This is a genomic window from Ramlibacter sp. Leaf400 (assembly GCF_001424545.1).
Taxonomy (GTDB): domain Bacteria; phylum Pseudomonadota; class Gammaproteobacteria; order Burkholderiales; family Burkholderiaceae_C; genus Ramlibacter.
The window spans coordinates 161,834-182,494 of record NZ_LMQL01000013.1 but is presented as its reverse complement, the minus strand read 5'-3'; the positions used below and the strand labels follow the sequence as shown (position 1 = coordinate 182,494).

General features: G+C 68.6%; 23 protein-coding genes and 1 tRNA gene. 11 read left to right on the top strand and 13 right to left on the bottom strand.

The genetic code is table 11. From position 1 onward, the window contains the following. The 5 genes from ASG30_RS19415 to ASG30_RS19395 all read right to left on the bottom strand — a co-directional run bounded on the left by ASG30_RS19415 (position 1) and on the right by ASG30_RS19395 (position 5,023). Positions 1-840 carry a prepilin peptidase gene (locus ASG30_RS19415; protein ID WP_055900768.1) on the bottom strand — a complete coding sequence of 280 codons (840 nt, stop codon included), beginning with the start codon at positions 838-840 and terminating at the stop codon, positions 1-3. After that, positions 840-2,057, bottom strand: coding sequence for a type II secretion system F family protein (locus tag ASG30_RS19410; protein ID WP_055900765.1), 1,218 nt, complete (start codon positions 2,055-2,057; stop codon positions 840-842). The genes ASG30_RS19415 and ASG30_RS19410 overlap by 1 nt, the downstream gene beginning before the upstream one ends. Positions 2,058-2,081: 24 nt before the next feature. Further along, positions 2,082-3,824, bottom strand: coding sequence for a type IV-A pilus assembly ATPase PilB (gene pilB / locus ASG30_RS19405; RefSeq protein ID WP_055900762.1), 1,743 nt, complete (start codon positions 3,822-3,824; stop codon positions 2,082-2,084). Positions 3,825-3,975: 151 nt separating this feature from the next. Continuing rightward, a tRNA-Pro gene (locus ASG30_RS19400) sits at positions 3,976-4,052 on the bottom strand. A 41-nt stretch (positions 4,053-4,093) separates the two neighbouring features. Further along, on the bottom strand, positions 4,094-5,023 hold the full coding sequence (locus ASG30_RS19395) for a polyprenyl synthetase family protein (protein ID WP_082522221.1): 930 nt from the start codon (positions 5,021-5,023) through the stop codon (positions 4,094-4,096). Between the two features lie 208 nt (positions 5,024-5,231). Between ASG30_RS19395 and rplU the strand changes: the two genes are divergently transcribed. From rplU to proB, 4 genes are all read left to right on the top strand, one after another. Continuing rightward, positions 5,232-5,543, top strand: a complete 312-nt coding sequence (gene rplU, locus ASG30_RS19390) for a 50S ribosomal protein L21 (RefSeq protein ID WP_055900758.1) — start codon at positions 5,232-5,234, stop codon at positions 5,541-5,543. A 16-nt stretch (positions 5,544-5,559) separates the two neighbouring features. After that, positions 5,560-5,820: a 50S ribosomal protein L27 gene (rpmA, locus tag ASG30_RS19385; RefSeq protein WP_055900755.1), complete on the top strand. Its 261-nt coding sequence runs from the start codon at positions 5,560-5,562 to the stop codon at positions 5,818-5,820. A 71-nt stretch (positions 5,821-5,891) separates the two neighbouring features. Then, positions 5,892-6,980, top strand: coding sequence for an Obg family GTPase CgtA (cgtA, locus tag ASG30_RS19380; protein ID WP_055900752.1), 1,089 nt, complete (start codon positions 5,892-5,894; stop codon positions 6,978-6,980). Further along, entirely contained in the window at positions 6,977-8,134 is a 1,158-nt protein-coding gene (proB, locus tag ASG30_RS19375) for a glutamate 5-kinase (protein ID WP_055900749.1), read from the top strand. The genes cgtA and proB overlap by 4 nt, the downstream gene beginning before the upstream one ends. A gap of 14 nt (positions 8,135-8,148) precedes the next feature. Here the strand turns inward: proB and ASG30_RS19370 are convergent, their stop codons facing one another. Both ASG30_RS19370 and ASG30_RS19365 read right to left on the bottom strand, forming a co-directional pair. Next, complete coding sequence (locus ASG30_RS19370; protein ID WP_055900746.1) at positions 8,149-8,667, bottom strand: CNP1-like family protein; 519 nt, start codon at positions 8,665-8,667, stop codon at positions 8,149-8,151. Then, positions 8,657-9,304, bottom strand: coding sequence for an RNA pyrophosphohydrolase (locus ASG30_RS19365; protein ID WP_055900743.1), 648 nt, complete (start codon positions 9,302-9,304; stop codon positions 8,657-8,659). Before ASG30_RS19365 ends, ASG30_RS19370 begins: the two co-directional genes overlap by 11 nt. Before the next feature lie 97 nt (positions 9,305-9,401). Between ASG30_RS19365 and ASG30_RS19360 the strand changes: the two genes are divergently transcribed. Together ASG30_RS19360 and ASG30_RS19355 are read left to right on the top strand one after the other, a co-directional pair. Further along, on the top strand, positions 9,402-11,147 hold the full coding sequence (locus ASG30_RS19360) for a proline--tRNA ligase (RefSeq protein WP_055900738.1): 1,746 nt from the start codon (positions 9,402-9,404) through the stop codon (positions 11,145-11,147). Beyond that, complete coding sequence (locus tag ASG30_RS19355; RefSeq protein WP_055900735.1) at positions 11,144-11,797, top strand: lytic transglycosylase domain-containing protein; 654 nt, start codon at positions 11,144-11,146, stop codon at positions 11,795-11,797. Before ASG30_RS19360 ends, ASG30_RS19355 begins: the two co-directional genes overlap by 4 nt. Positions 11,798-11,801: 4 nt before the next feature. On the opposite strand, the gene ASG30_RS19350 is transcribed toward ASG30_RS19355, so the two are convergent. The 5 genes from ASG30_RS19350 to hemA all read right to left on the bottom strand — a co-directional run bounded on the left by ASG30_RS19350 (position 11,802) and on the right by hemA (position 16,627). After that, the gene (locus ASG30_RS19350; RefSeq protein ID WP_055900732.1) at positions 11,802-12,800 is read right to left on the bottom strand and encodes an AAA family ATPase; all 999 of its coding nucleotides are present in this window, start codon (positions 12,798-12,800) and stop codon (positions 11,802-11,804) included. A gap of 148 nt (positions 12,801-12,948) precedes the next feature. After that, positions 12,949-13,281, bottom strand: a complete 333-nt coding sequence (gene grxD, locus ASG30_RS19345) for a Grx4 family monothiol glutaredoxin (protein ID WP_055900730.1) — start codon at positions 13,279-13,281, stop codon at positions 12,949-12,951. A gap of 52 nt (positions 13,282-13,333) precedes the next feature. Further along, positions 13,334-14,161, bottom strand: coding sequence for a peptide chain release factor N(5)-glutamine methyltransferase (gene prmC, locus ASG30_RS19340; RefSeq protein ID WP_055900727.1), 828 nt, complete (start codon positions 14,159-14,161; stop codon positions 13,334-13,336). Further along, positions 14,158-15,255, bottom strand: a complete 1,098-nt coding sequence (gene prfA / locus ASG30_RS19335; protein ID WP_055900724.1) for a peptide chain release factor 1 — start codon at positions 15,253-15,255, stop codon at positions 14,158-14,160. The genes prmC and prfA overlap by 4 nt, the downstream gene beginning before the upstream one ends. 100 nt (positions 15,256-15,355) lie before the next feature. Further along, positions 15,356-16,627 carry a glutamyl-tRNA reductase gene (gene hemA, locus ASG30_RS19330; RefSeq protein ID WP_055900720.1) on the bottom strand — a complete coding sequence of 424 codons (1,272 nt, stop codon included), beginning with the start codon at positions 16,625-16,627 and terminating at the stop codon, positions 15,356-15,358. Between the two features lie 63 nt (positions 16,628-16,690). On the opposite strand from hemA, the gene ASG30_RS19325 reads away from it, so the two are divergent. Genes ASG30_RS19325 through queF form a run of 5 tightly spaced genes read left to right on the top strand, consistent with a single transcriptional unit; the run spans position 16,691 to position 20,367 of the window. Beyond that, positions 16,691-16,957 (top strand): hypothetical protein, encoded by a 267-nt coding sequence (locus ASG30_RS19325; protein ID WP_055900717.1) that lies wholly within the window; start codon positions 16,691-16,693, stop codon positions 16,955-16,957. 6 nt (positions 16,958-16,963) lie between these two features. Continuing rightward, complete coding sequence (gene yaaA, locus ASG30_RS19320; protein ID WP_055900714.1) at positions 16,964-17,740, top strand: peroxide stress protein YaaA; 777 nt, start codon at positions 16,964-16,966, stop codon at positions 17,738-17,740. Further along, complete coding sequence (locus ASG30_RS19315; RefSeq protein ID WP_055900711.1) at positions 17,737-18,597, top strand: 2OG-Fe(II) oxygenase; 861 nt, start codon at positions 17,737-17,739, stop codon at positions 18,595-18,597. Before yaaA ends, ASG30_RS19315 begins: the two co-directional genes overlap by 4 nt. A 31-nt stretch (positions 18,598-18,628) precedes the next feature. Beyond that, complete coding sequence (locus ASG30_RS19310; protein ID WP_055900708.1) at positions 18,629-19,516, top strand: alpha/beta fold hydrolase; 888 nt, start codon at positions 18,629-18,631, stop codon at positions 19,514-19,516. Further along, positions 19,516-20,367, top strand: coding sequence for an NADPH-dependent 7-cyano-7-deazaguanine reductase QueF (gene queF / locus ASG30_RS19305; RefSeq protein ID WP_055900705.1), 852 nt, complete (start codon positions 19,516-19,518; stop codon positions 20,365-20,367). The genes ASG30_RS19310 and queF overlap by 1 nt, the downstream gene beginning before the upstream one ends. Here the strand turns inward: queF and ASG30_RS19300 are convergent. After that, on the bottom strand, positions 20,335-20,631 hold the full coding sequence (locus ASG30_RS19300; RefSeq protein ID WP_055900702.1) for a hypothetical protein: 297 nt from the start codon (positions 20,629-20,631) through the stop codon (positions 20,335-20,337). The two genes, queF and ASG30_RS19300, sit on opposite strands and share 33 nt — an antisense overlap. Positions 20,632-20,661: the final 30 nt, after the last annotated feature.

Here is a 20,661-nt window from a genome sequence, read left to right as displayed (position 1 = left end):
TCAGAGCCCGATGGCTTGCAGGATCGAGGACGGGCCGAACAGCAGCGCCGTCAGGCCGGCGCCGGCGAGGAAGGGGCCGAAGGGGATGGCACCGCCTTCGCGCAGGTTGTCGGCGAACTTCATGGCGATGCCGATGATGGCACCGATGACGGAGGCCATCAGGATCATCGGCACCAGCGCCTGCCAGCCGAACCAGGCGCCCAGCGCGGCGAACAGCTTGAAGTCGCCGTAGCCCATGCCTTCCTTGCCGGTGATCAGCTTGAAGCCCTGGTAGACCAGCCACAGCGAGACGTAGCCCGCCACGGCGCCCCAGACGGCTTGCTGCAGGGGCAGGCCGGTCCAGCGCAGCGCCGACGCGATGAGCCCGGCCCAGACCAGCGGGAGCGTGATGTCGTCGGGCAGCAGCGTGGTGTCCCAGTCGATCATGGCCAGGGCCACCAGCGCCGCAGCGAAGCCGCACCAGGCCCCGCCCGTCCAGGTGAAGCCCCATTTCCAGCCGCAGAAGGCGAAGAGGCCCGCCGTGGCGAGTTCGACCAGCGGGTAGCGGATGCCGATCGGCGTGCCGCACGACGAGCACTTTCCGCGCAGAGCCAGATAGCTCAGCACGGGGATGTTCTCGTACCAGCGGATGACATGGCCGCACTGGCGGCAGCGCGAGCGGGGGCGGACCAGGTCGAAAGGCTCCGCCTCGTCCGGCTCCTTGCCGGCCAGTTCGGCGCATTCAGTCGACCACTGGCGCTCGAGGATCTTCGGCAGGCGGTAGATGACGACGTTCAGGAAGCTGCCGACCAGCAGTCCCAGGACGCCGAGCAGCGCGGCGTCCAACTCCGGCGAGAACATCAGACGACCGCGCCGAGCTTGAAGATGGGCAGGTACATCGACACGACGATGCCGCCGATGAGGCTGCCCAGGAACACGATGATGATCGGCTCCATCAGGCTGGACAGGCCGGCGACCATGTCATCGACCTCGGCCTCGTAGAAGTCGGCCGCCTTGCCCAGCATGTGGTCGATCGAGCCCGACTCCTCGCCGATCGCGCACATCTGCAGGACCATCACCGGGAAGACGCTGGCGTTGGTCATCGCGGCCGTGAGACTGGTTCCGGTGGAGACTTCCTGCTGGATCCTCTCGGTGGCAATGGCGTACACGGAGTTGCCCGAAGCGCCGCCGACCGAGTCGAGCGCCTCGACCAGCGGCACGCCGGCGGCGAACATGGTGGCCAGCGTGCGCGTCCAGCGGGCGATCACCGACTTGTAGACGAGGTCGCCGAACACGGGCAGTTTGAGCATCAGGCGGTCCATGAACCGCTGGACCTTCTCGTTGCGCTTCCAGGCCTGCATGAAGAAGTAGAGGCCGCCACCCAGGCCGCCGAAGATGATGTACCAGTACTTGATGAAGTACGCGCTGACGGCCATCACGAACAGCGTGGGCGCCGGGAGGTCGGCGCCGAAGGAGGTGAACACCTCCTTGAACGCGGGGATCACGAAGATCATGATCACCGACACCACCACGAAGGCGACCACGACCACGGAGATCGGGTACATCAGGGCCGACTTGATCTTCGACTTGATCCCTTCCGTCTTCTCCATGTAGACGGCCAGGCGGTCCAGCAGCGCTTCCAGGATACCGGCGGCCTCGCCGGCCTCGACCAGGTTGCAGTACAGGTTGTCGAAGTACAGCGGGTACTTGCGGAAGGCCGCCGACAGCGACGTGCCCGTCTCGACATCCGTGCGGATGTCGTTGAGCAGCTTGGCGACGCTGGCGTTGGCGTTGCCGCGGCCCACGATGTCGAACGCCTGCAGCAGCGGCACGCCCGCTTTCATCATGGTGGCCAGTTGCCGGGTGAAGATGGCGATGTCCTTGGGCCTGATCTTCTGCCCGGACCGCATGCGCCGCTTGCGGACCTTCAGCGGCGTGACGCCCTGACGCCGCAGTGCCGCCTGGACCTGGTGCTCACCGGCCGCGCGTGTCTCGCCGCGGACCGACTTGCCGTTGCGGTCGCGCCCCTCCCATTCGAAGACGAATTCGGTGACCTTGCCTGCTGTTGCCGTCGCCATGCGCTACTCCTCTGGTTCCCTGGCTTATTCGTTCGTGCAGCCGAGCACTTCCTCTAGCGAAGTGACGCCCAGTTTCACCTTGTGCAGCCCCGACTGGCGCAGGCTCTTGACGCCCTCGCGCTTCGATTGTTCCGCGATCTCCATCGAGCTTCCGTCGCGCAGGATGATGCGCTGGATCTCGTCGCTGATCGGCATGACCTGGTAGATGCCGACGCGGCCCTTGTAGCCGTTGTTGCACGCGTTGCAGCCCACGGGGCGGTACGGGGTCCACGTGCCGTCGACCTCCTCGTCGGTGAAACCTGCTTCGAGCAGCGTCTCGTGCGGGATGTCGGCAGGCTGCTTGCAGTTGGCGCACAGCCGGCGAGCCAGGCGCTGGGCGGTGATCAGGATCACGCTGGACGCGATGTTGAACGGCGCGATGCCCATGTTGCGCATCCGGGTCAGCGTCGTCGGTGCGTCGTTGGTGTGCAGCGTCGAGAGCACCAGGTGGCCGGTCTGGGCGGCCTTGATGGCGATGTCGGCCGTCTCCAGGTCCCGGATTTCGCCCACCATGATGACGTCCGGGTCCTGGCGCAGGAACGACTTGAGCGCCGCGGCGAAGGTCAGCCCGGCCTTGTCGTTCACGTTCACCTGGTTGACGCCGGGCAGGTTGATTTCGGACGGATCCTCGGCCGTGGAGATGTTCACTCCCGGCTTGTTGAGGATGTTCAGGCAGGTGTAGAGCGACACCGTCTTGCCCGAGCCCGTCGGGCCGGTGACCAGCACCATGCCATAGGGGCGGCTGACCGCATTGAGCAGCCGCTGCTTCTCCTCCGTCTCGTAGCCCAGCGCCTCGATGCCCAGCTTGGCGCTGCTCGGATCCAGGATACGGATCACGATCTTCTCGCCGAACAGGGTGGGCAGCGTGCTGACGCGGAAGTCGATGACGCGGTCCGGGCCCACCTTGAGCTTCATGCGCCCGTCCTGCGGCACCCGCTTCTCGGAGATGTCCATCCGCGAGATGACCTTGATGCGCGACGCCAGCTTGTCCTTGATGGCCACGGGCGGCGCCGCGATCTCGCGCAATTCGCCGTCGATGCGAAAGCGCACGCGGTAGGTGTGCTCGTAGGGCTCGAAATGCAGGTCCGACGCGCGCGCGCTGAACGCATCGAGCAGCATCTTGTGCAGGAACTTGACGACCGGAGCGTCGTCGACTTCGGAGCCGGCAGAGCCCTTGTCGTCCTCGTCGACGACGGAGTCGTCCATCGTCGACTCGTCGAACTCGAAGTCGTCCCCGACGATGTTCTCCATCGCCTGGGCGGTGCTCGCCGCGCCGGCCTCGACCATCTTGGTCAGCTTGTCGTACTCGGCGATCACCCAGTCCACGCCCATTTGGGTGGCGAACTTGATCTTGTCGGCCGTCTGCTGGTCGGACGGATCGGCCGTGGCGACGATCAGGCGGTTGTTCCGCTTGGAAAGCACCACCACCCGGTAGGCCTGGCACAGCTTGGTGTCCAGCAGGTTCTTCGGGAGCCGCTGGACGTCGACGGCATCCAGGTCCAGCAGCGGAGCGCCGAAGGCGGACGACATGGTGTGGGCCAGGTCCGACGCGGAGACGGCGCCCGAGCCGGTGAGCTCGGCGATGAAGCTGCTGCGGTTGGCTGCGGCCTTGCGGCATAGCTCCTCAGCGGACTTCTGACCGAGCTTGCCTGCGGAGACCAGCGCGCGTGCGAGGCCCGGGAGCGCCAGCGCTTGTGCGTCGGACAGTGCGGGATCTGCGGCGGCCATTCGTGATGTGTTCAATCGGCCCTCGCCGGTCAGGCGGACGAGAGCCAGCTGATCATCGCCGAAAGCCCATCCGGTGTAAATCTGACCTGTGGTATGGCGGCGAATGGCCGCCTGCCCACTGGGCAGGATGTCACGGGTCGGAAGGGGAAACTGGTCGGGGTGAGAGGATTCGAACCTCCGGCCTCTACGTCCCGAACGTAGCGCTCTACCAGGCTAAGCTACACCCCGATTGGTGCTTCAGTGCAAGCGTCGGCGGGATGATCCTGCGATCAATTGCGACGCTGAAGCAGTTGAGCCGCCAATTGTACCAAACCCTCGGCGTACTCATTGCGCGGCAGTTGCAACGCGCATTCGATCGCTCGTTGCGCCTCCGTTGCGGCGGCCGCGCGCGTCACGTCCAGCGCCCCGGTATCGCGCACGACGGCCACGATCGTATCGAGTTCTTCGACTGCGCCATGCTCGATCGCGTGCCGGATCAGATCGCGTTGTTCGCTGGTCCCTCGCTGCATGGCGGCGATCAGGGGCAGCGTGGCCTTGCCCTCGCGCAGATCGTCCCCGAGGTTCTTGCCCATTTCGTGCGCGTCGCCGTCGTAGTCGAGGACGTCGTCGATCACCTGGAAGGCGGTGCCCAGCGACCGGCCATAGCCTGCGCAGGCTTCCTCGATGTCGCTCTGTGAGCCGGCCAGCACGGCGCCCAGCCGCGCACTGGCTTCGAACAGCTTGGCGGTCTTGGAGCGGATCACGCGCAGGTAACCCGCTTCGTCGAGCGAGGCGTCGTGCATGTTCATCAGCTGCAGCACCTCGCCTTCGGCGATCACGTTGGTGGCGTCGGCCAGGATGGCCATCACCCGCATGTCGTCGGCCTCCAGCATCATCTGGAAGGCGCGCGAATACAGGAAGTCGCCCACCAGCACGCTGGCCGGATTGCCGAAGCTCTCGTTGGCGGTCGCGCGCCCGCGCCGCAGCGTCGAGTCGTCGACCACGTCGTCGTGCAGCAGCGTGGCCGTGTGGATGAACTCCACCACCGCCGCGAGGTTGAAGCGCTGGTCGCCGCGGAATCCGAGCGCGGCGCTCACCAGCAGCAGCAGCGCCGGCCGCAATCGCTTGCCGCCCGCGGAGATGATGTAGCGGGAGACCTGCCCCACCAGGGGCACGCCGGAATCGAGGCGGCGGGCGATGGCCGCGTCGACCTCGACCATGTCATCGGCGATCAGGGAGAGCACCTGGCCGGTGCTGGCGGAAGGGGAGGTCAAGGGCGGTCCGGCGGTTGAGTCCGGATTATAGGAAGCGCCCCTGGGCGCCTCGGCGGCGCGGGCGGGCTGCTTGGTGAGTAACCGCAAACTATGCTATAGTCGAGGGCTCTCCGGGAAATCCGTCCCGGGGTACTTCCCATTCGAGAGGTCTCACATGTACGCGGTCATAAAAACCGGTGGCAAGCAGTATCGCGTTGCTTCCGGCGAGAAGATCAAAGTAGAACAGATTGCTGCGGACGTAGGCCAGGAAATCGTGCTCGATCAGGTGTTGGCAGTCGGAAACGGCGGCGACCTGAAGATCGGCACCCCCCTGGTGTCCGGCGCCTCCGTCAAGGCCACGATCGTGGCCCACGGCAAGCACGACAAGGTCCGCATCTTCAAGATGCGCCGTCGCAAGCACTACCAGAAGCGCCAGGGGCATCGCCAGCAGTTCACCGAGCTGCAGATCGGCGCCATCGCCCTCTAACCCAGGAGCAGCAGAAATGGCACAGAAAAAAGGCGGCGGCTCTACGCGCAACGGGCGGGATTCCCAGCCCAAGATGCTGGGCGTCAAGGCGTTCGGCGGCGAGCTGATCAGCGCGGGTTCGATCATCGTGCGCCAGCGCGGCACCAAGTTCCACCCTGGCACCAATGTCGGCCTGGGCAAGGACCACACGCTGTTCGCGCTCGTGGACGGCCATGTCCAGTTCGGCATCAAGGGTGCCCTGAGCAAGCACACGGTCAGCATCGTCCCGGCGGCCTGAGTTAACCTCGGGCCTTCCGGCAAGGACAAAGCCCCGACTTGTCGGGGCTTTGTTTTTCCTACCCTGCAATCATGAAATTCGTCGACGAAGCCTTCATCGACGTCGCCGCAGGCGACGGCGGGAACGGCTGCGTGTCGTTCCGCCACGAGAAGTACAAGGAATTCGGCGGCCCCAACGGCGGCGATGGGGGCCGGGGCGGCCACGTGTTCGCCGTGGCCGATCCCAACCTCAATACGCTGGTGGACTACCGGTTCTCGCGCCGCCACGAAGCCAGACGCGGCGAGCACGGCATGGGTTCCGACATGTTCGGCGCCGCCGGCACGGACATCACGCTGAAGATGCCCGTGGGCACCATCATCAGCGACGCCGAAACCGGCGAGGTCCTGTACGAACTGCTCACGCCCGGCGAGACCATCGTGCTGGCCAAGGGCGGCGATGGCGGCTTCGGCAACATGCGCTTCAAGAGTTCGATCAACCGCGCGCCCAGGCAGAAGACGCCCGGCTGGCCCGGCGAGAAGAAGAACCTGAAGCTGGAACTCAAGGTGCTGGCCGACGTCGGCCTCCTGGGCATGCCCAACGCCGGCAAGTCCACGCTGATCTCGGCCATCTCCAACGCGCGGCCCAAGATCGCCGACTATCCGTTCACCACGCTGCATCCCAACCTGGGCGTGGTTCGCGTGGGCCCGGAACAGAGCTTCGTGGTCGCGGACGTGCCCGGTCTCATCGAAGGCGCCGCCGAAGGTGCGGGCCTGGGTCACCAGTTCCTGCGCCACCTGCAGCGCACGCGACTCCTGCTGCACCTCGTGGACCTGGCGCCTTTCGACGAGGGCGTGGACCCGGTCGCGCAGGCCAAGGCCATCGTCGGTGAACTGAAGAAGTACGACGAGGCCCTGTACGACAAACCGCGCTGGCTGGTGCTGAACAAGATCGACATGATCGCGGCCGACGAGCGCGAGGCCCGCGTCAAGGACTTCGTCAAGCGCATGCGCTACAAGGGCCCGGTGTTCCGCATCTCGGCCCTGACGCGCGAAGGCTGCGAGGAACTGGTGAAGTCCGTGTACCAGCACGTGCGGGCGCAGCAGACCATCGAGAACGAACCGGTCGAGGTCGATCCGCGGTTCCTGCCCGTCGACGAAGGGCAGGGGAAGGACAGCGCATGAGCGCCGCCGCGATCGAGGGCGTCGGCCTGGACCACCAGGACCTGCTGCGCGGCGCCCGCCGCATCGTGGTGAAGGTCGGTTCCAGCCTGGTCACCAACGAAGGCCGCGGCCTCGACGAGACGGCCATCGGCGAGTGGTGCCGCCAGCTCGCGGCGCTGGCCCGCGAAGGACGCGAGGTGATCATGGTCTCCAGCGGCGCCATCGCCGAGGGCATGAAGCGCCTGGGCTGGAGCACGCGGCCGCACGAGATCAACGAACTGCAGGCGGCCGCGGCGGTCGGGCAGATGGGCCTGGCCCAGATGTACGAGACCAAGCTTCGCGAGAACGGCCTGGGCTCGGCGCAGGTGCTGCTCACGCACGCCGACCTCGCGGACCGCGAGCGCTACCTCAACGCCCGCTCCACGCTGCTCACGTTGCTGGGCCTGCGCGTGCTGCCGGTGATCAACGAGAACGACACGGTCGTCAACGACGAGATCAAGTTCGGCGACAACGACACGCTCGGCGCGCTCGTGGCCAACCTGGTCGAGGCCGATGTGCTGGTGATCCTGACCGACCAGCGCGGCCTGTACAGCGCCGATCCGCGCAAGGACCCGGCCGCGCGCTTCGTGCACGTGGGCCGGGCCGGCGATCCGGCGCTCGAGGCGATGGCCGGCGGCGCTGGCTCCAGCCTCGGCAAGGGCGGGATGATCACCAAGATCCTGGCGGCCAAGCGCGCGGCCCGGTCGGGCGCCTCGACGGTCATCGCCTGGGGCCGCGAGAGCGACGCGCTGCTGCGGCTGGCCCGGGGCGAGCCGGTGGGCACGCTGCTCGTCGCCCCTACGCAGAAAAGCCAGGCTCGCAAGCGATGGATGGCCGACCACCTTCAGCTGCGCGGTGCGGTGCTGGTGGACGACGGCGCCGTGGCCAAGCTGGTTCGCGAAGGCAAGAGCCTGCTGCCGATCGGCATGACGGCGGTGGAGGGCGAGTTCTCGCGCGGCGACGTGATCGCGGTGCGCGACGCGGCCGGCGGCGAAGTCGCGCGCGGCCTGGCCAACTATGCGAGCGCCGAGGCGCGGCTTCTGTGCAGGAAGCCTTCCGGCGAGATCGAGAAGCTGCTTGGCTACGCGGCCGAGCCCGAAATGATCCACCGCACCAACCTCGTCCTCACTCGCTAGGACCAAGGGCGGGGTCAGCGCACCTCGGGACGGAACCTGTGTTCGCTGGTGTTGCCCAGATCGCGCGCGATCTGGCTGGGCGAGCGGTTGACACCATGGCCCATGCAGGCGCCATTGCGCGCGATGGCCAGGCTGTGCAGCGTGGCGGCGCTGCCGCGCAGCGGCTTCCAGTCGGCGTCACGCACCGCCACCCACTTGTCGCCTGCATGGCGGGCGTACACCTTCACTTCGGCGGTGTTGCAACGCACGCCTTCGTACATCGCATTCACCGCGCCGCCTTCGCCCCGCGCCACCACCACGTAGCGCACCACGCCGTCGCCGGCGATGCTGATGGAGGCTGGGTCCACGCCCCAGCGCAGCACCGAGCTGCCCATGTCGATCGGCACCAGCTTCTCGGTCTTCAGGGCGGGAGGCGCGGGCGCGTCGACTTCCTTCCAGTCGGGGTCGACCGGCGCGAGCTGGGCGTGCGCGGCCCCGCAGCACGCCGCCAGGGCGAGGAGGGCGGCGGCTCGCCGCACGCCTTCAGGGCGCACGATTGCTTTCCTGCGCGTTCTTGATCGCCGACTGCGGGTCGGGCTCGAAGGTGGCGCCGGGCGGCAGCTCGAAACTCGGGCCGGGCATGGGCTCGCCGTGCGGCTCGTGGGGCCCCTGGTCGCGCGAGCGCATGCCGCCGCGCAGATACCGGTTGCGGTGATCGTGCCGCGGCACGAAGCGGGCAAGCTCGGTCAACGCCATCTCGTACACACCGCGCTTGAATTCGACCACCACGTCCAGCGGGACCCAGTAGTCGTTCCAGCGCCAGGCGTCGAACTCGGGATGGTTGGTGGCGCGCAGGTTCAGGTTCCAGTCCTGCCCGGTGAGTTGCAGCAGGTACCAGATCTGCTTCTGGCCCTTGTAGTGGCCGCGTGCATCGCGCCGGATGTAGCGGTCCGGCACTTCGTAGCGCAACCAGTCGCGCGTGCGGGCGATGATCCGAACGTGTTCGGGCATGAGCCCGACTTCTTCGTGCAACTCGCGGAACATCGCCTGTTCGGGCGTTTCTCCGCGATCGATCCCGCCTTGCGGAAACTGCCAGCTGTGGGTGCGGATTCGCTTGCCCCAGAACACCTGGTTTTTCTGGTTGAGCAGGATGATGCCGACGTTGGGCCTGAAGCCGTCCCGGTCAAGCATAATCAAACCCCAAACTTTTGAACTGAGTCCATTATGCACGCCGCCCTGCGCGTGCGCCAAGAGCTCAGCCGTCTCCCGCGCCCTCCCTCGTTTCCGAATGAAAGCCTCCCAGTTCCTCATTTCCACGCTCAAGGAAGCACCCGCCGACGCCGAGGTGGTGAGCCACCAGCTGATGATGCGGGCCGGGATGGTCAAGAAGCTGGGCGCCGGCATCTACACCTGGATGCCCATGGGCCTGCGCGTGGTCCGCAAGATCGAAGGCATCGTGCGCGAGGAGATGAACCGCGCGGGCGCAGTCGAATTGTTGATGCCGGTGGTGCAGCCCGCGGAGTTCTGGCAGGAGACCGGACGCTGGTCCAAGATGGGCCCCGAACTGATGCGGGTGAAGGACCGCCACGAGCGCGACTTCATCATCCAGCCGACCAGCGAGGAAGTGGTGACCGACGTCGCGCGGCAGGAGCTGCGCAGCTACAAGCAGTTGCCCAAAAACCTGTACCACATCCAGACCAAGTTCCGTGACGAGCGTCGGCCGCGCTTCGGTGTCATGCGCAGCCGCGAGTTCATCATGAAGGACGCGTACAGCTTCGACCGCGACGCCACCAGCGCCAAGGCCAGCTACCAGGCCATGGCTCGCGCCTACCGCGCCATCTTCGACCGCTTCGGCCTGCGGTACCGCGCCGTGGCCGCCGACAGCGGCGCCATCGGCGGCGACCTCTCCGAAGAGTTCCAGGTGATCGCCGCCACCGGCGAGGATGCGGTCGTGTACTGCCCGGACAGCGAGTACGCCGCCAACATGGAGAAGGCCGAGGCGCTGGCGCCTTCGGGTCCGCGCCCCGCGCCCGCCCATCGCATGGAGAAGACGCCGACGCCGGGCAAGAGCACCTGCGCCGACGTCGCGCAGTTCCTGAGCATCCCGCTGCAGAACACGGTGAAGTCGCTGGTGCTGGCCACCGACCGCGTCGGCGCGGACGGTGCGCCGGCCGGCTCGCAGCTTTGGCTGCTGCTGCTGCGCGGCGACCACGACATGAACGAGATCAAGGTCGCCAAGGTGCCCGGCCTGGACGCGGGCTTCCGATTCGCCACCGGCGCCGAGATCGTCGAGCACTTCGGCACGCCCCCCGGCTACCTGGGCCCCATCGGCCTGCGGGAGCCGGTGCGCATCGTCGCCGACCGCGAAGTGGCGGTGATGGGCGACTGGGTCTGCGGCGCCAACGCCGAGGGCTACCACCTCACCGGCGTGAACTGGGGTCGCGACCTGCCCGAGCCCGATGCGGTGGCCGACCTGCGCAACGTGGTCGAAGGCGACCTGTCGCCCGACGGCAAGGGCCGCCTGGCCATCGAGCGCGGCATCGAGGTGGGCCACGTCTTCTACCTGGGCACCAAGTACAGCGCGCCGATGGAAGCCAGCTTCCTCGACGAGAACGGCAAGCCGCAGCTGGTGGAGATGGGCTGCTACGGCATCGGCATCACGCGCCTGCCGGCGGCGGCCATCGAACAGAACCACGATGCGCGCGGGATCATCTGGCCGGACGCCATCGCGCCGTTCCGGGTGGTGGTCTGCCCGATCGGCATGGACCGCAGCGCGGAAGTGCGTGTCGCCGCCGAGAAGCTGCACGACGAGCTCGCCGCGGCGGGCGTGGACGTGATGCTCGACGACCGGGGCGAGCGCCCCGGCGCGATGTTCGCCGACTGGGAATTGATCGGCGTCCCGCACCGCGTGGTGATCTCGGACCGCGGCCTCAAGGAAGGCCAGTTGGAGTACCAGCACCGGCGCGACGCGGCCGCCACCAAGGTGCCGGCGGGCGAGGTCATGGCCTTCCTGCGCGGCCGGCTGCAGGCGTGATCGCGCGGCGCGCGGCGCTGGCATTGCTGGCGGCGGGGCCGTTCGCCGCGACACAGGCCCGCGCCGGCGGCCAGATCGAGGAGCCGCTGGCCGACTCGGTCCGCACCGCCCTCAGTTCGGCGGTGGCCAATTCGGCGCCACCCGTCCCCGAGTTTCCCGACACCGAATCGCGCCTGTCCTACCTGCGCTGGCTCGGGGCCATGAGCCCGCGCCTGACCCGCCGCAAGGTGGACTGGCAGGAGCGCAAGGAATTCCTGCAGACGGTCTGGTATGAAGCCAAGCGCGCGGGGCTCGATCCCGGCCTGGTGCTCGGCCTGATCCAGGTGGAAAGCGCCTTCCGCAAGTTCGCGGTCAGCCGGGTCGGCGCGCGCGGCTACATGCAGGTGATGCCTTTCTGGAGCCGGCTGATCGGCGACGGCGACCCCGGCAAGCTGTTCCACATGCAGACCAACCTGCGCTTCGGCTGCGTGATCCTGCGGCACTACATCGACCGCGAGCGCGGCAACCTGTTCATGGCGCTGGGCCGCTACAACGGCAGCCGCGGCAAGCCGCAGTACCCGGACGCCGTGTTCGCCGCCGGCAGGCAGTGGCAGTTCGTGGACTCGACGCCCCCCAAGGGCGCCGATCCCGCGCTGCGCGCGGGCGGCTGACCGCCTACTGCACGAAGCCGATCCTGCCCTTGCTCGAACCCGGCTTGGGCAGGTCCTCCGCCGCGATCTCGCCGCGCGAATCGAGGCGCGCGTTGCCGAACCCCGTCATCAGCGCGCGGCGCATCTCGCGAGGCGCCAGTTCCGACAGCTGATCGAGCAGGGCATCCGAAGGCTCGGGCTCGAAGCGGGCGCCCCACCCGTGTTCGCCGCGGATCGACAGGTACAGGTTGCGCGCGATCTGCCGCGCGGCCTCCGGCGACGGTGCCTCGATCTCGAACACGTTCATGCGGTTGAGGATGGGCTCGGGAATGCAGCGCTCGTCGTTGGCGGTCATGATCCAGATCACCTGGCTGGCGTCGATGGCGATCTCGGCGAACTCGTCGATGAAGCACTGCGCGGTGTCGTGCTCCAGCAGGCCGTAGAGCGCGCCGAGCGGGTCGTACTGCGCATCGGCCGATGCCTTGTCGATCTCGTCGACCACCAGCACCGGATTGGCGTACTGGCCATCGACGAGGGCCTCGAACACCTTGCCCGGCTTGGCGCCCTTCCACTGCGACGAAGCACCCGACAGCAGCCAGCCGGCCGTCATCGAGCTCATGGGCACCAGGTTCATGCCGGTGCCCAGCAGGTCGGCCAGCTTGCGCGCGAAATGGGTCTTGCCGATGCCCGGCGGGCCGAGCAGCAGCATGGGTGTGACCTCCAGGCCATCGCGGCTGTCCTGCGAGAGGGCGACGTGGCGCTTCACGTCGTCCAGCGCATCGGTGAAGTTGGGCAGCTGCTCGTAGAGCGCCGACATGTCGGGAACGCCGCTGGGCTTGACCTGGAAGCGTTCGGGCCCGCGCTCGAGCATGCGCTCGTAAGTGGTGCGCAGGTTCTCGTGCTCCTTGTTGGGCAGCTTGGCGAGCTTGCGCTCGACGTCATGCGGACGGAAGACGTTCCGCACGTGGGCGATGGGTAGCTTGAACGAAGACGGTTGATGGGGCACCAGACTGCGGCTGTCCATGCAAGCACTCCTTCACGACTGCTGGGTTCATTCCAGCATAAGGCGTGCCAGTGCGCAACCGATCGGGACGCGACCGCGCCCTGGTGTCAGCAAATTGCCGCTGTGTCTGGCAGCCGGGCCGTGCGGCTGCTGATGCCGAAGCGCGCGCTCAGCCGCGCGGGGCGGTGGCGCCCAGCACCTGCTGCAGCTCGCCGCTCTGGTACATCTCCATCATGATGTCCGAGCCGCCGATGAACTCGCCGCGCACGTAGAGCTGCGGGATGGTCGGCCAATTGCTGTAGTCCTTGATGGCCTGGCGGATCTCGTCGTCCTCCAGCACGTTCACCGTGGTGAGCGCCTTGGAGTCGACGCCGCAGGCCTTCAGGATCTGGATGGCACGGCCTGAGAAGCCGCACATCGGAAAGCTGGCGTTGCCCTTCATGAAGAGCAGCACGTCGTTGTTCTTGACCAGCTGGTCGATGCGTTGCTGGACGTCGCTCATGGGAAATCTCCTGGATGCAAGGGTGGGCCGGGGCCCGACTCGTTTGTACGGATTATCCCTGTTCGAGCCGGCGGCCGCCGGTGCAGCGCTCGATGCCCGCCAGGTCCCGGCGGGAGCCCACGTCGGCGAAGCCGGCCGCCTGCAGCAGTCCGCGCACCGCCGCCGCCTGGTCCCAGCCGTGTTCCAGCAGCAGCCAGCCGCCGGAGGCCAGCACCGCGGGCGCCTGGTGGACGATCTCGCGCACGTCGTCGAGGCCGTCGGCGCCGGCGACCAGGGCTTCGCGCGGCTCGTGGCGCAACGCCTGCAGGTGCTCGTCGCCGGCGGCCACGTAGGGCGGATTGGAGACGACCAGGTCGTAGGGACCGCGCGCCTGCGCCAGCCAGCGGGCCTGGACGAAGTGCACCGGCAGGTCGAGTCGCCGCGCGTTCTGCGTCGCGACGGCCAAGGCGCCCGCGCTCGCATCGACGGCCTCGACCTCGGCATCGCGCCGCCGGCAGGCGATGGCCAGCGCGATCGCGCCGCTGCCGGTGCCGAGATCGACCACGCGCGGCGCGGCCCGCCCGGTCAGCACCTCCAGCGCCCATTCGACCAGCGTCTCGGTGTCCGGCCGCGGCACCAGCACGCGCGCATCCACCTGCAGGTCCAGGCCGAAGAATTCCTTGTAGCCCACCAGATAGGCCAGCGGCTCGCCCGCGGCGCGGCGCACGAGGAAGCCCTGGAATGCCTGCGCAGCGTCCGCCGCGATCGCCTCGTCGTCATGCGCCACCAACCAGGCACGGTCCGTCGCCGGCCGGCCGAGTGCATGCAGCAGCAGCAACTGCGCATCGAGCCGCGCGACGCCCGCGGCGGCGGCCTGCTGCAACGCCTGCGCCGGCGTCATGTCGTGCCCGCGCCCAGACCGATCTCCAGCTCCTCCAGCTGCTCCGCCTTTCGGGCCAGCAGCAGGCCGTCGACCAGCTCGTCGAGGTCGCCTTCCATGACGAACGCAAGCTTGTAGAGCGTGAGGTTGATGCGGTGGTCCGTCACCCGGCCCTGCGGGAAGTTGTAGGTGCGGATGCGGTCGCTGCGGTCGCCGCTGCCGATCAGGCCCTTGCGGGTGGCGGCTTCCCTGGCGGCACGCTCGCTGCGTTCCTTCTCGCGGATGCGCGCGGCCAGCACCTGCAGCGCCTTGGCCTTGTTGCGGTGCTGAGAGCGGTCGTCCTGGCACTCGGCCACGATGCCGGTGGGGATGTGCGTGATGCGCACCGCCGAGTCGGTCTTGTTGATGTGCTGGCCGCCGGCCCCGCTGGCGCGGTAGGTGTCGATGCGCAGGTCCGCCGGATTGAGCTGCACCGCCTGCGCCTCGTCCGGCTCGGGCAGCGCCGCCACCGTGCAGGCGCTGGTGTGGATGCGCCCCTGCGTCTCGGTCGCGGGGACTCGCTGCACGCGGTGGCCGCCGGACTCGAACTTCAGCTTGCCGTAGACGCCATCGCCGACCATGCGCACCACGACTTCCTTGAAGCCGCCCACTTCGCCTTCGCTTTCGCTCACGATCTCGCAGCGCCAGCCCTGGCGCTCCGCGTACCGGGTGTACATGCGAAGCAGGTCGCCGGCGAAAAGGGCCGATTCGTCGCCGCCCGTGCCGGCCCGGATTTCCAGGAACGTGTTGCGCACGTCGTCCGGGTCCTTGGGCAGCAGCAGCTTCTGCAGTTCGTCTTCCAGCGCCGGCAGCTCGGCTTCGATCTCGGCGATCTCCTCGCGCGCCATCTCCGCCATGTCGGCGTCGTCCAGCATCTCGCGCGCCTGCGCCAGGTCGCCCTCGCGCTGGCGCAAGCGCTGGTAGAGGCCGGCGACTTCGCTGACCTCGGCATGCTCGCGCGAGAGCGAGCGGAAGCGCTCCATGTCGCTGGCGACTTCCGGCTGCTGCAGGAAGAAGTCCAGCTCCTGCAGGCGGACCGGGTAGCGCTCGAGTTGCTGGCGGAGGAAGGGTTTCATGGAGGGAACGGAATGCGGGTGGGAGCGAGCGGCGTGGGGGAGGGGCGCCCGCCAGCGCCGACCTTGCGGCGCTGGAGCGGTCGCACGAAGCGCCGCGGCGCTAACGCTCCTTGCGCAGGAAGAAGTGCTCGATGGCGCTGCCCGCTCTCTCGCGCGCGGCCGCGTCGCCCGAATGCAGCTCGGCCATCGCGCCGTGCAGCATCTTCTGGGTGAGGCCGCGCGACAGGGCTTCGAGCACCGCATCGACGTCCTCGCCCTTGGCCAGCAGCTTGCGGGCCCGCGCGATCTCCAGCGCGCGCCACTCGTCGGCCTGCGCATTGAGCTGGCGGATCAGGGGCACGGCACCGCGCTGGTCCATCCAGTGCAGGAAGCTCTGCACGCCGGCGTCGATGATGGCCTCGGCCTGCGCCACGGCGGCCTGCCGCTGCGCCTGGCCGGTCTGCACCACGTGGGCGAGGTCGTCCACCGTGTACAGGTAGACGTCTTCCAGCGCCTTGACCTCGGGCTCGATGTCGCGCGGCACGGCCAGGTCGACCATGAACATGGGCCGGTGCCGGCGCCGCTTGATGGCGCGCTCGACCGCGCCCAGGCCGATGATGGGCAGCTGGCTGGCGGTGGAGCTGATCACGGCGTCGAACTCGTGCAGCCGCTCGGGCAGGTCGGCCAGCCGCATCACCTCGCCACCGAATCGCACGGCGAGCTTCTCTCCGCGCTCCAGGGTGCGGTTGGCGACGGCGATGGCCGCCGGCTCCTTGGCCGCGAAGTGCGTCGCGGCCAGCTCGATCATCTCGCCGGCGCCGACGAACAGCACGCGGATCTTGCCGAGGTCCTCGAACAGCTGGCCCGCCAGCCGCACCGCGGCGGCCGCCATGCTGATCGAATGCGCGCCGATCTCGGTGGCGCTGCGCACTTCCTTGGCGACGGCGAAGGAGCGCTGGAACAGCTGGTTGAGCGTGGTGCCCAGCGCGCCGGCTTCGTCGGCCGCCCGCACGGCGTCCTTGAGCTGGCCCAGGATCTGCGCTTCGCCCAGCACCATGGAATCGAGCCCGCTGGCGACCCGGAAGGCATGCCGGGCGGCCAGGCCGTCGCGCAGGGTGTAGGCGTGCGAGCGCAGCAGGGCCGGGGAGACGCCGCCCGACCGCGCCAGCCACTCGATCGTCGGCTCCAGGCCGTGTGCTGGGCCGGCGCAGTAGATCTCGGTGCGGTTGCAGGTGGACAGGATGGCCGCTTCGGGCGGCCGCTCGATCCGGCCCTGGAGGCTTTGCCTCAGCGACTGCAGCGTGGGCTGGACCTGGTCCAGGGCGAACGCGAACTTGCCCCGCATGTCGAGCGGGGCCGTCGTGTGGTTGATGCCCAAAGCCCAGACTGCCATGGTCGAAATTATAAAATCCGTCGAGTTCTCAAGCACTTAGCACGCGCCAATCACCTTAGCCGAATGGGCCCCCTCGATTTCCTGCCGCACCTGGCGGCTTTCCTGGCCCCGGCCGTGTTCCTCGCACTGATCCTGCCTGCGGTGTCGCGGCTGCTGTTGCGCACCGGTGCGGGCTACTGGCGCCAGGCGATCCCGGTGTTCCTGGCCTCCGTGGCCACGCTGGCCGGCGGCCTGGTGTGGTTCGGGCGCGACGGAAAGATGGCCACCTACGCGGCCGTGGTCCTCGCCGCCGCCACCGCGCAGTGGCTGGCCGCGCGGGCCTGGAAGTAGCGCCCGATGCTCTTCCTGCTGTCGCCCGCCAAGACGCTGGACTACGAAACGCCCGTCGGCAAGCTGCCGCACACGCTGCCGCAGTTCCTGCCCCAGTCGGCGCGCCTGATCGAGGTGCTGCGCCGCCAGACGCCCCGGCAGGTGGCCGAGCTGATGGACATCAGCCCGGCCCTGGCCGAGCTGAACGTGGGCCGCTTCCGGGCCTGGTCCGACCGCTTCGACGAGAACAACTCCCGCCAGGCGATCCTGGCCTTCGACGGCGACGTCTACGACGGCCTGCAGGCCCGCACGCTCTCGCGCGCCGACCTCGACTGGGCGCAGCGCCACCTGCGCATGCTCAGCGGCCTGTACGGCGTGCTGCGCCCACTCGACCGCATGCAGCCCTACCGCCTGGAGATGGGCACGTCGCTGCCCGTGGGCGAGGCGCGCAACCTGTACCAGTTCTGGGGCGGCCAGATCGCCGAGCACCTCAACAAGGAGCTGGCGGCCGACGCCACGCCGGTGGTGGTGAACCTGGCCTCGCAGGAGTACTTCAGGTCGGTCGACCTTGCAACCCTCAAGGCGCGCGTTGTCGAATGCGTGTTCGAGGACTGGAAGGGCGGCGACTGGAAGGTCATCAGCTTCTTCGCCAAGAAGGCCCGTGGCCTGATGGCCCGCTACGCCATCCAGCAGCGGGTGCGCACGCCGCGAAGGCTGGAGGGCTTCGACCACGAGGGCTATCGCTTCGATGCCCAGGCCTCCCAGCCCGACCGCCTCGTCTTCCGGAGGAAAATGCAGCCATGACGACCAAGACGCAACAGCAGATCACCCCCGAACTGCGCCGCTGGATCGTGGAGCAGGCGCAGGCCGGCCACAGCGCGGATTCGGTGCTGCAGTCCATGCTGGCGTCCGGCTGGCAGGAGGAAGTCGCCATCGAGGCGATGGAGGGCACGCTTCGCGACCACCTGGAGGCCAAGGCCGCGGCCGAGGGCCTGCCCCCGTCGGTGCCGGTGCCCGACCCGAAGCTGGACGAATCGCCGCTCTACGTGGACACGGGCGACCGGCGGGTCCACATCCTGCAGAACATGTACAACCCGCGCGTCGTGGTGTTCGGCAACCTGCTCTCCGACGAGGAGTGCGACGCACTGATCGCGCTGGCCAAGCCGCGCCTGGCGCGTTCGCTCACCGTCGCCACCAAGACCGGTGGCGAGGAAGTGAACGACGACCGCACCAGCAGCGGCATGTTCTTCCAGCGCGGCGAGCACGAGGTGGTGCGCCGCATCGAGTCGCGCATCGCCCGCCTGGTGAACTGGCCCGAGGAGAACGGCGAAGGCCTGCAGATCCTCCACTACCGTCCCGGCGCCGAATACAAGCCGCACTACGACTACTTCGACCCCAAGGAGCCCGGCACGCCCACCATCCTCAAGCGCGGCGGGCAGCGCGTGGCCACGCTGGTGATGTACCTGGGCGAGCCCGAGAAGGGCGGCGGCACCACCTTCCCCGACGTGCACCTGGAGGTCTTCCCCAAGCGCGGGCACGGCGTGTTCTTCAGCTACGAGCGGCCGCACCCGTCCACCCGCACGCTGCACGGCGGCGCGCCGGTGCTGGCGGGCGAGAAGTGGATCGCCACCAAGTGGCTGCGCGAGCGGCGCTTCGAGTGAGCCCGGCCGCCCGAATGCAGGGACAGCCTGCATGAGGGTGCAGGCCAACGGCATCCCCCTGGAGGTCGAGGACACGGGCGAACCCGGCCGCCCGGTCGCGTTGCTCGTCATGGGCCTGGGCATGCAGCTGGTCGCCTGGCCGGCCGCCTTCGTGGCGGGGCTGCAGGCGGCGGGCTTGCGCGTGGTGCGCTTCGACAACCGCGACGCCGGCCTCTCGCAGCACTTTCCCCATCTGGGCGTGCCCAACCTCATGGTGGCCTCGATGCGCCACCGCCTCGGCCTGGGCGTGCAGGCGCCCTACACGCTGCACGACATGGCGGCCGACACCCTCGGCGTGCTGGACGCACTTCGCATCGAGGCCGCGCACCTGGTCGGCGTCAGCATGGGCGGCATGGTGGCGCAGCGCGTGGCCCTGGCGGCGCCCCAGCGGGTGCTGTCGCTGACCAGCATCATGAGTTCCAGCGGCGCGCGCTACCTGCCCGGTCCCCGGCCGCCCGTGCTGCGTGCGCTGATGAGCCGCCCCGCCGCCGGCAGCGAGGAGGCCATCGTCGAACACACGATGAAGCTGCTGCGCATCATCGCGAGCCCCTCCTTCCCGAGCGACGAGGCCGCGATGCGCGAGCGCATCCGCCTGGCCACCCGACGCGCCTTCAACCCCACCGGCACGATCCGCCAGATGACGGCGGTGGCCGCCGACGTCCGCCGGGCCGACGAGCTGCCCCGCATCCAGGCGCCCACCCTGGTGATGCACGGCCACGACGATCCGCTGGTGCCCTTCGCCTGCGGCCACGACACCGCGCGGCGCATCCGCGGTGCGCGGCTGGTGGGCCTTCCCGGCATGGGGCATGACCTGCCGCCCGGCGTGGTCGATCGCCTGCTGCACGCCCTGGTGCCGCACCTGCGGCAGACTGCCGCCTGATGCAAGACCACACGCCGTCCGGCTCCCTGCTGGGCAAGCCCGCCGCGTACCGCGACCAGTACGCCCCCGAACTGCTCTACCCCATCCCCCGGTTGGCCAAGCGCCAGGAGCTGGGCATCACGGGCCAGCCCCCTTTCTTCGGCGCCGACCTGTGGACGGCCTACGAGCTGAGCTGGCTCACGCCGCGCGGCCGGCCGGTGGTGGCGATCGCCCACGTGACCGTGCCGTGCGAGACGCCCAACATCGTGGAGAGCAAGTCCTTCAAGCTCTACCTCGCGAGCTTCTCCAACACGCGCTTCGACTCGGCCAACGATGTGCTGGCGCGGCTGCGGACGGACCTGGCCGAGGCCGTGTGGCGCGGCAGCGGGGCCACCGGCTCGGTGGGCGTGCGCCTGCTGGGCCCGGAGCTGTTCGACCAGGAGCAGGTGCACGAGCTCGACGGCATGAACCTCGACCGGCTGGACATCGAGTGCACCCACTACATGCCGGAGCCTTCGCTGCTCACGGCCGCCTTCGACGAGCAGCCCGTGCAGGAGGTGCTGGTGAGCAACCTGCTCAAGAGCAATTGCCTGGTGACCGGCCAGCCGGATTGGGGTTCGGTGCAGATCCGCTACTCGGGGCCGCAGATCGACCAGGGCGGCCTGCTGCGCTACCTGGTGAGCTTTCGCAACCACAACGAATTCCACGAGCAGTGCGTGGAGCGGATCTTCATGGACATCCGCCAGCGCTGCCGGCCGACCAAGCTCTCGGTGTACGCGCGCTACACGCGGCGCGGCGGGCTGGACATCAACCCCTTGCGCACCAGCCACCCGCTGCCGCTACCGCCGAACGTCCGGACGGCCCGCCAGTGAGCGGGGCGGCTCCAGCCAGTCGCAGCGCAGCCGGTGCTGCCGGTGCAGGCGCGAGCGCCACGCCACGTACAGCCCCGGGGCGGACACCCCGGCCAGGCACAGCGGCAGGATCCACAAGCCGCCGAAAGCGTAGGCCGGCAGCCAGCCCATCCAGCCCATCAGCCACAGGGTGAGCATGGCGTCCCAGAGGTGGTACTCCAGGGGGCGGGTGCGCCGATGGTCGACCTGCCACTGCTTGATGCGTTGCATTTCGGCGAGCTGCACGGCGGCCTCCCTGTAAGTTCGGCGTAAGTC

Excerpts from the sequence above, each read along its gene's own strand:
- rplU (WP_055900758.1), top strand. The coding sequence starts at position 5,232 with ATGTACGCGGTCATAAAAACCGGTGGCAAGCAGTATCGCGTTGCTTCC.
- rpmA (WP_055900755.1), top strand. The coding sequence starts at position 5,560 with ATGGCACAGAAAAAAGGCGGCGGCTCTACGCGCAACGGGCGGGATTCC.
- cgtA (WP_055900752.1), top strand. The coding sequence starts at position 5,892 with ATGAAATTCGTCGACGAAGCCTTCATCGACGTCGCCGCAGGCGACGGC.
- ASG30_RS19325 (WP_055900717.1), top strand. The coding sequence starts at position 16,691 with ATGGGCCCCCTCGATTTCCTGCCGCACCTGGCGGCTTTCCTGGCCCCG.
- grxD (WP_055900730.1), bottom strand. The coding sequence starts at position 13,281 with ATGAGCGACGTCCAGCAACGCATCGACCAGCTGGTCAAGAACAACGAC.
- ASG30_RS19410 (WP_055900765.1), bottom strand. The coding sequence starts at position 2,057 with ATGGCGACGGCAACAGCAGGCAAGGTCACCGAATTCGTCTTCGAATGG.
- pilB (WP_055900762.1), bottom strand. The coding sequence starts at position 3,824 with ATGGCCGCCGCAGATCCCGCACTGTCCGACGCACAAGCGCTGGCGCTC.
- prfA (WP_055900724.1), bottom strand. The coding sequence starts at position 15,255 with ATGAAACCCTTCCTCCGCCAGCAACTCGAGCGCTACCCGGTCCGCCTG.
- ASG30_RS19315 (WP_055900711.1), top strand. The coding sequence starts at position 17,737 with ATGACGACCAAGACGCAACAGCAGATCACCCCCGAACTGCGCCGCTGG.
- ASG30_RS19395 (WP_082522221.1), bottom strand. The coding sequence starts at position 5,023 with ATGGTCGAGGTCGACGCGGCCATCGCCCGCCGCCTCGATTCCGGCGTG.
- proB (WP_055900749.1), top strand. The coding sequence starts at position 6,977 with ATGAGCGCCGCCGCGATCGAGGGCGTCGGCCTGGACCACCAGGACCTG.
- prmC (WP_055900727.1), bottom strand. The coding sequence starts at position 14,161 with ATGACGCCGGCGCAGGCGTTGCAGCAGGCCGCCGCCGCGGGCGTCGCG.
- queF (WP_055900705.1), top strand. The coding sequence starts at position 19,516 with ATGCAAGACCACACGCCGTCCGGCTCCCTGCTGGGCAAGCCCGCCGCG.
- ASG30_RS19365 (WP_055900743.1), bottom strand. The coding sequence starts at position 9,304 with ATGCTTGACCGGGACGGCTTCAGGCCCAACGTCGGCATCATCCTGCTC.
- ASG30_RS19415 (WP_055900768.1), bottom strand. The coding sequence starts at position 840 with ATGTTCTCGCCGGAGTTGGACGCCGCGCTGCTCGGCGTCCTGGGACTG.
- yaaA (WP_055900714.1), top strand. The coding sequence starts at position 16,964 with ATGCTCTTCCTGCTGTCGCCCGCCAAGACGCTGGACTACGAAACGCCC.
- ASG30_RS19310 (WP_055900708.1), top strand. The coding sequence starts at position 18,629 with ATGAGGGTGCAGGCCAACGGCATCCCCCTGGAGGTCGAGGACACGGGC.
- ASG30_RS19350 (WP_055900732.1), bottom strand. The coding sequence starts at position 12,800 with ATGGACAGCCGCAGTCTGGTGCCCCATCAACCGTCTTCGTTCAAGCTA.
- hemA (WP_055900720.1), bottom strand. The coding sequence starts at position 16,627 with ATGGCAGTCTGGGCTTTGGGCATCAACCACACGACGGCCCCGCTCGAC.
- ASG30_RS19360 (WP_055900738.1), top strand. The coding sequence starts at position 9,402 with ATGAAAGCCTCCCAGTTCCTCATTTCCACGCTCAAGGAAGCACCCGCC.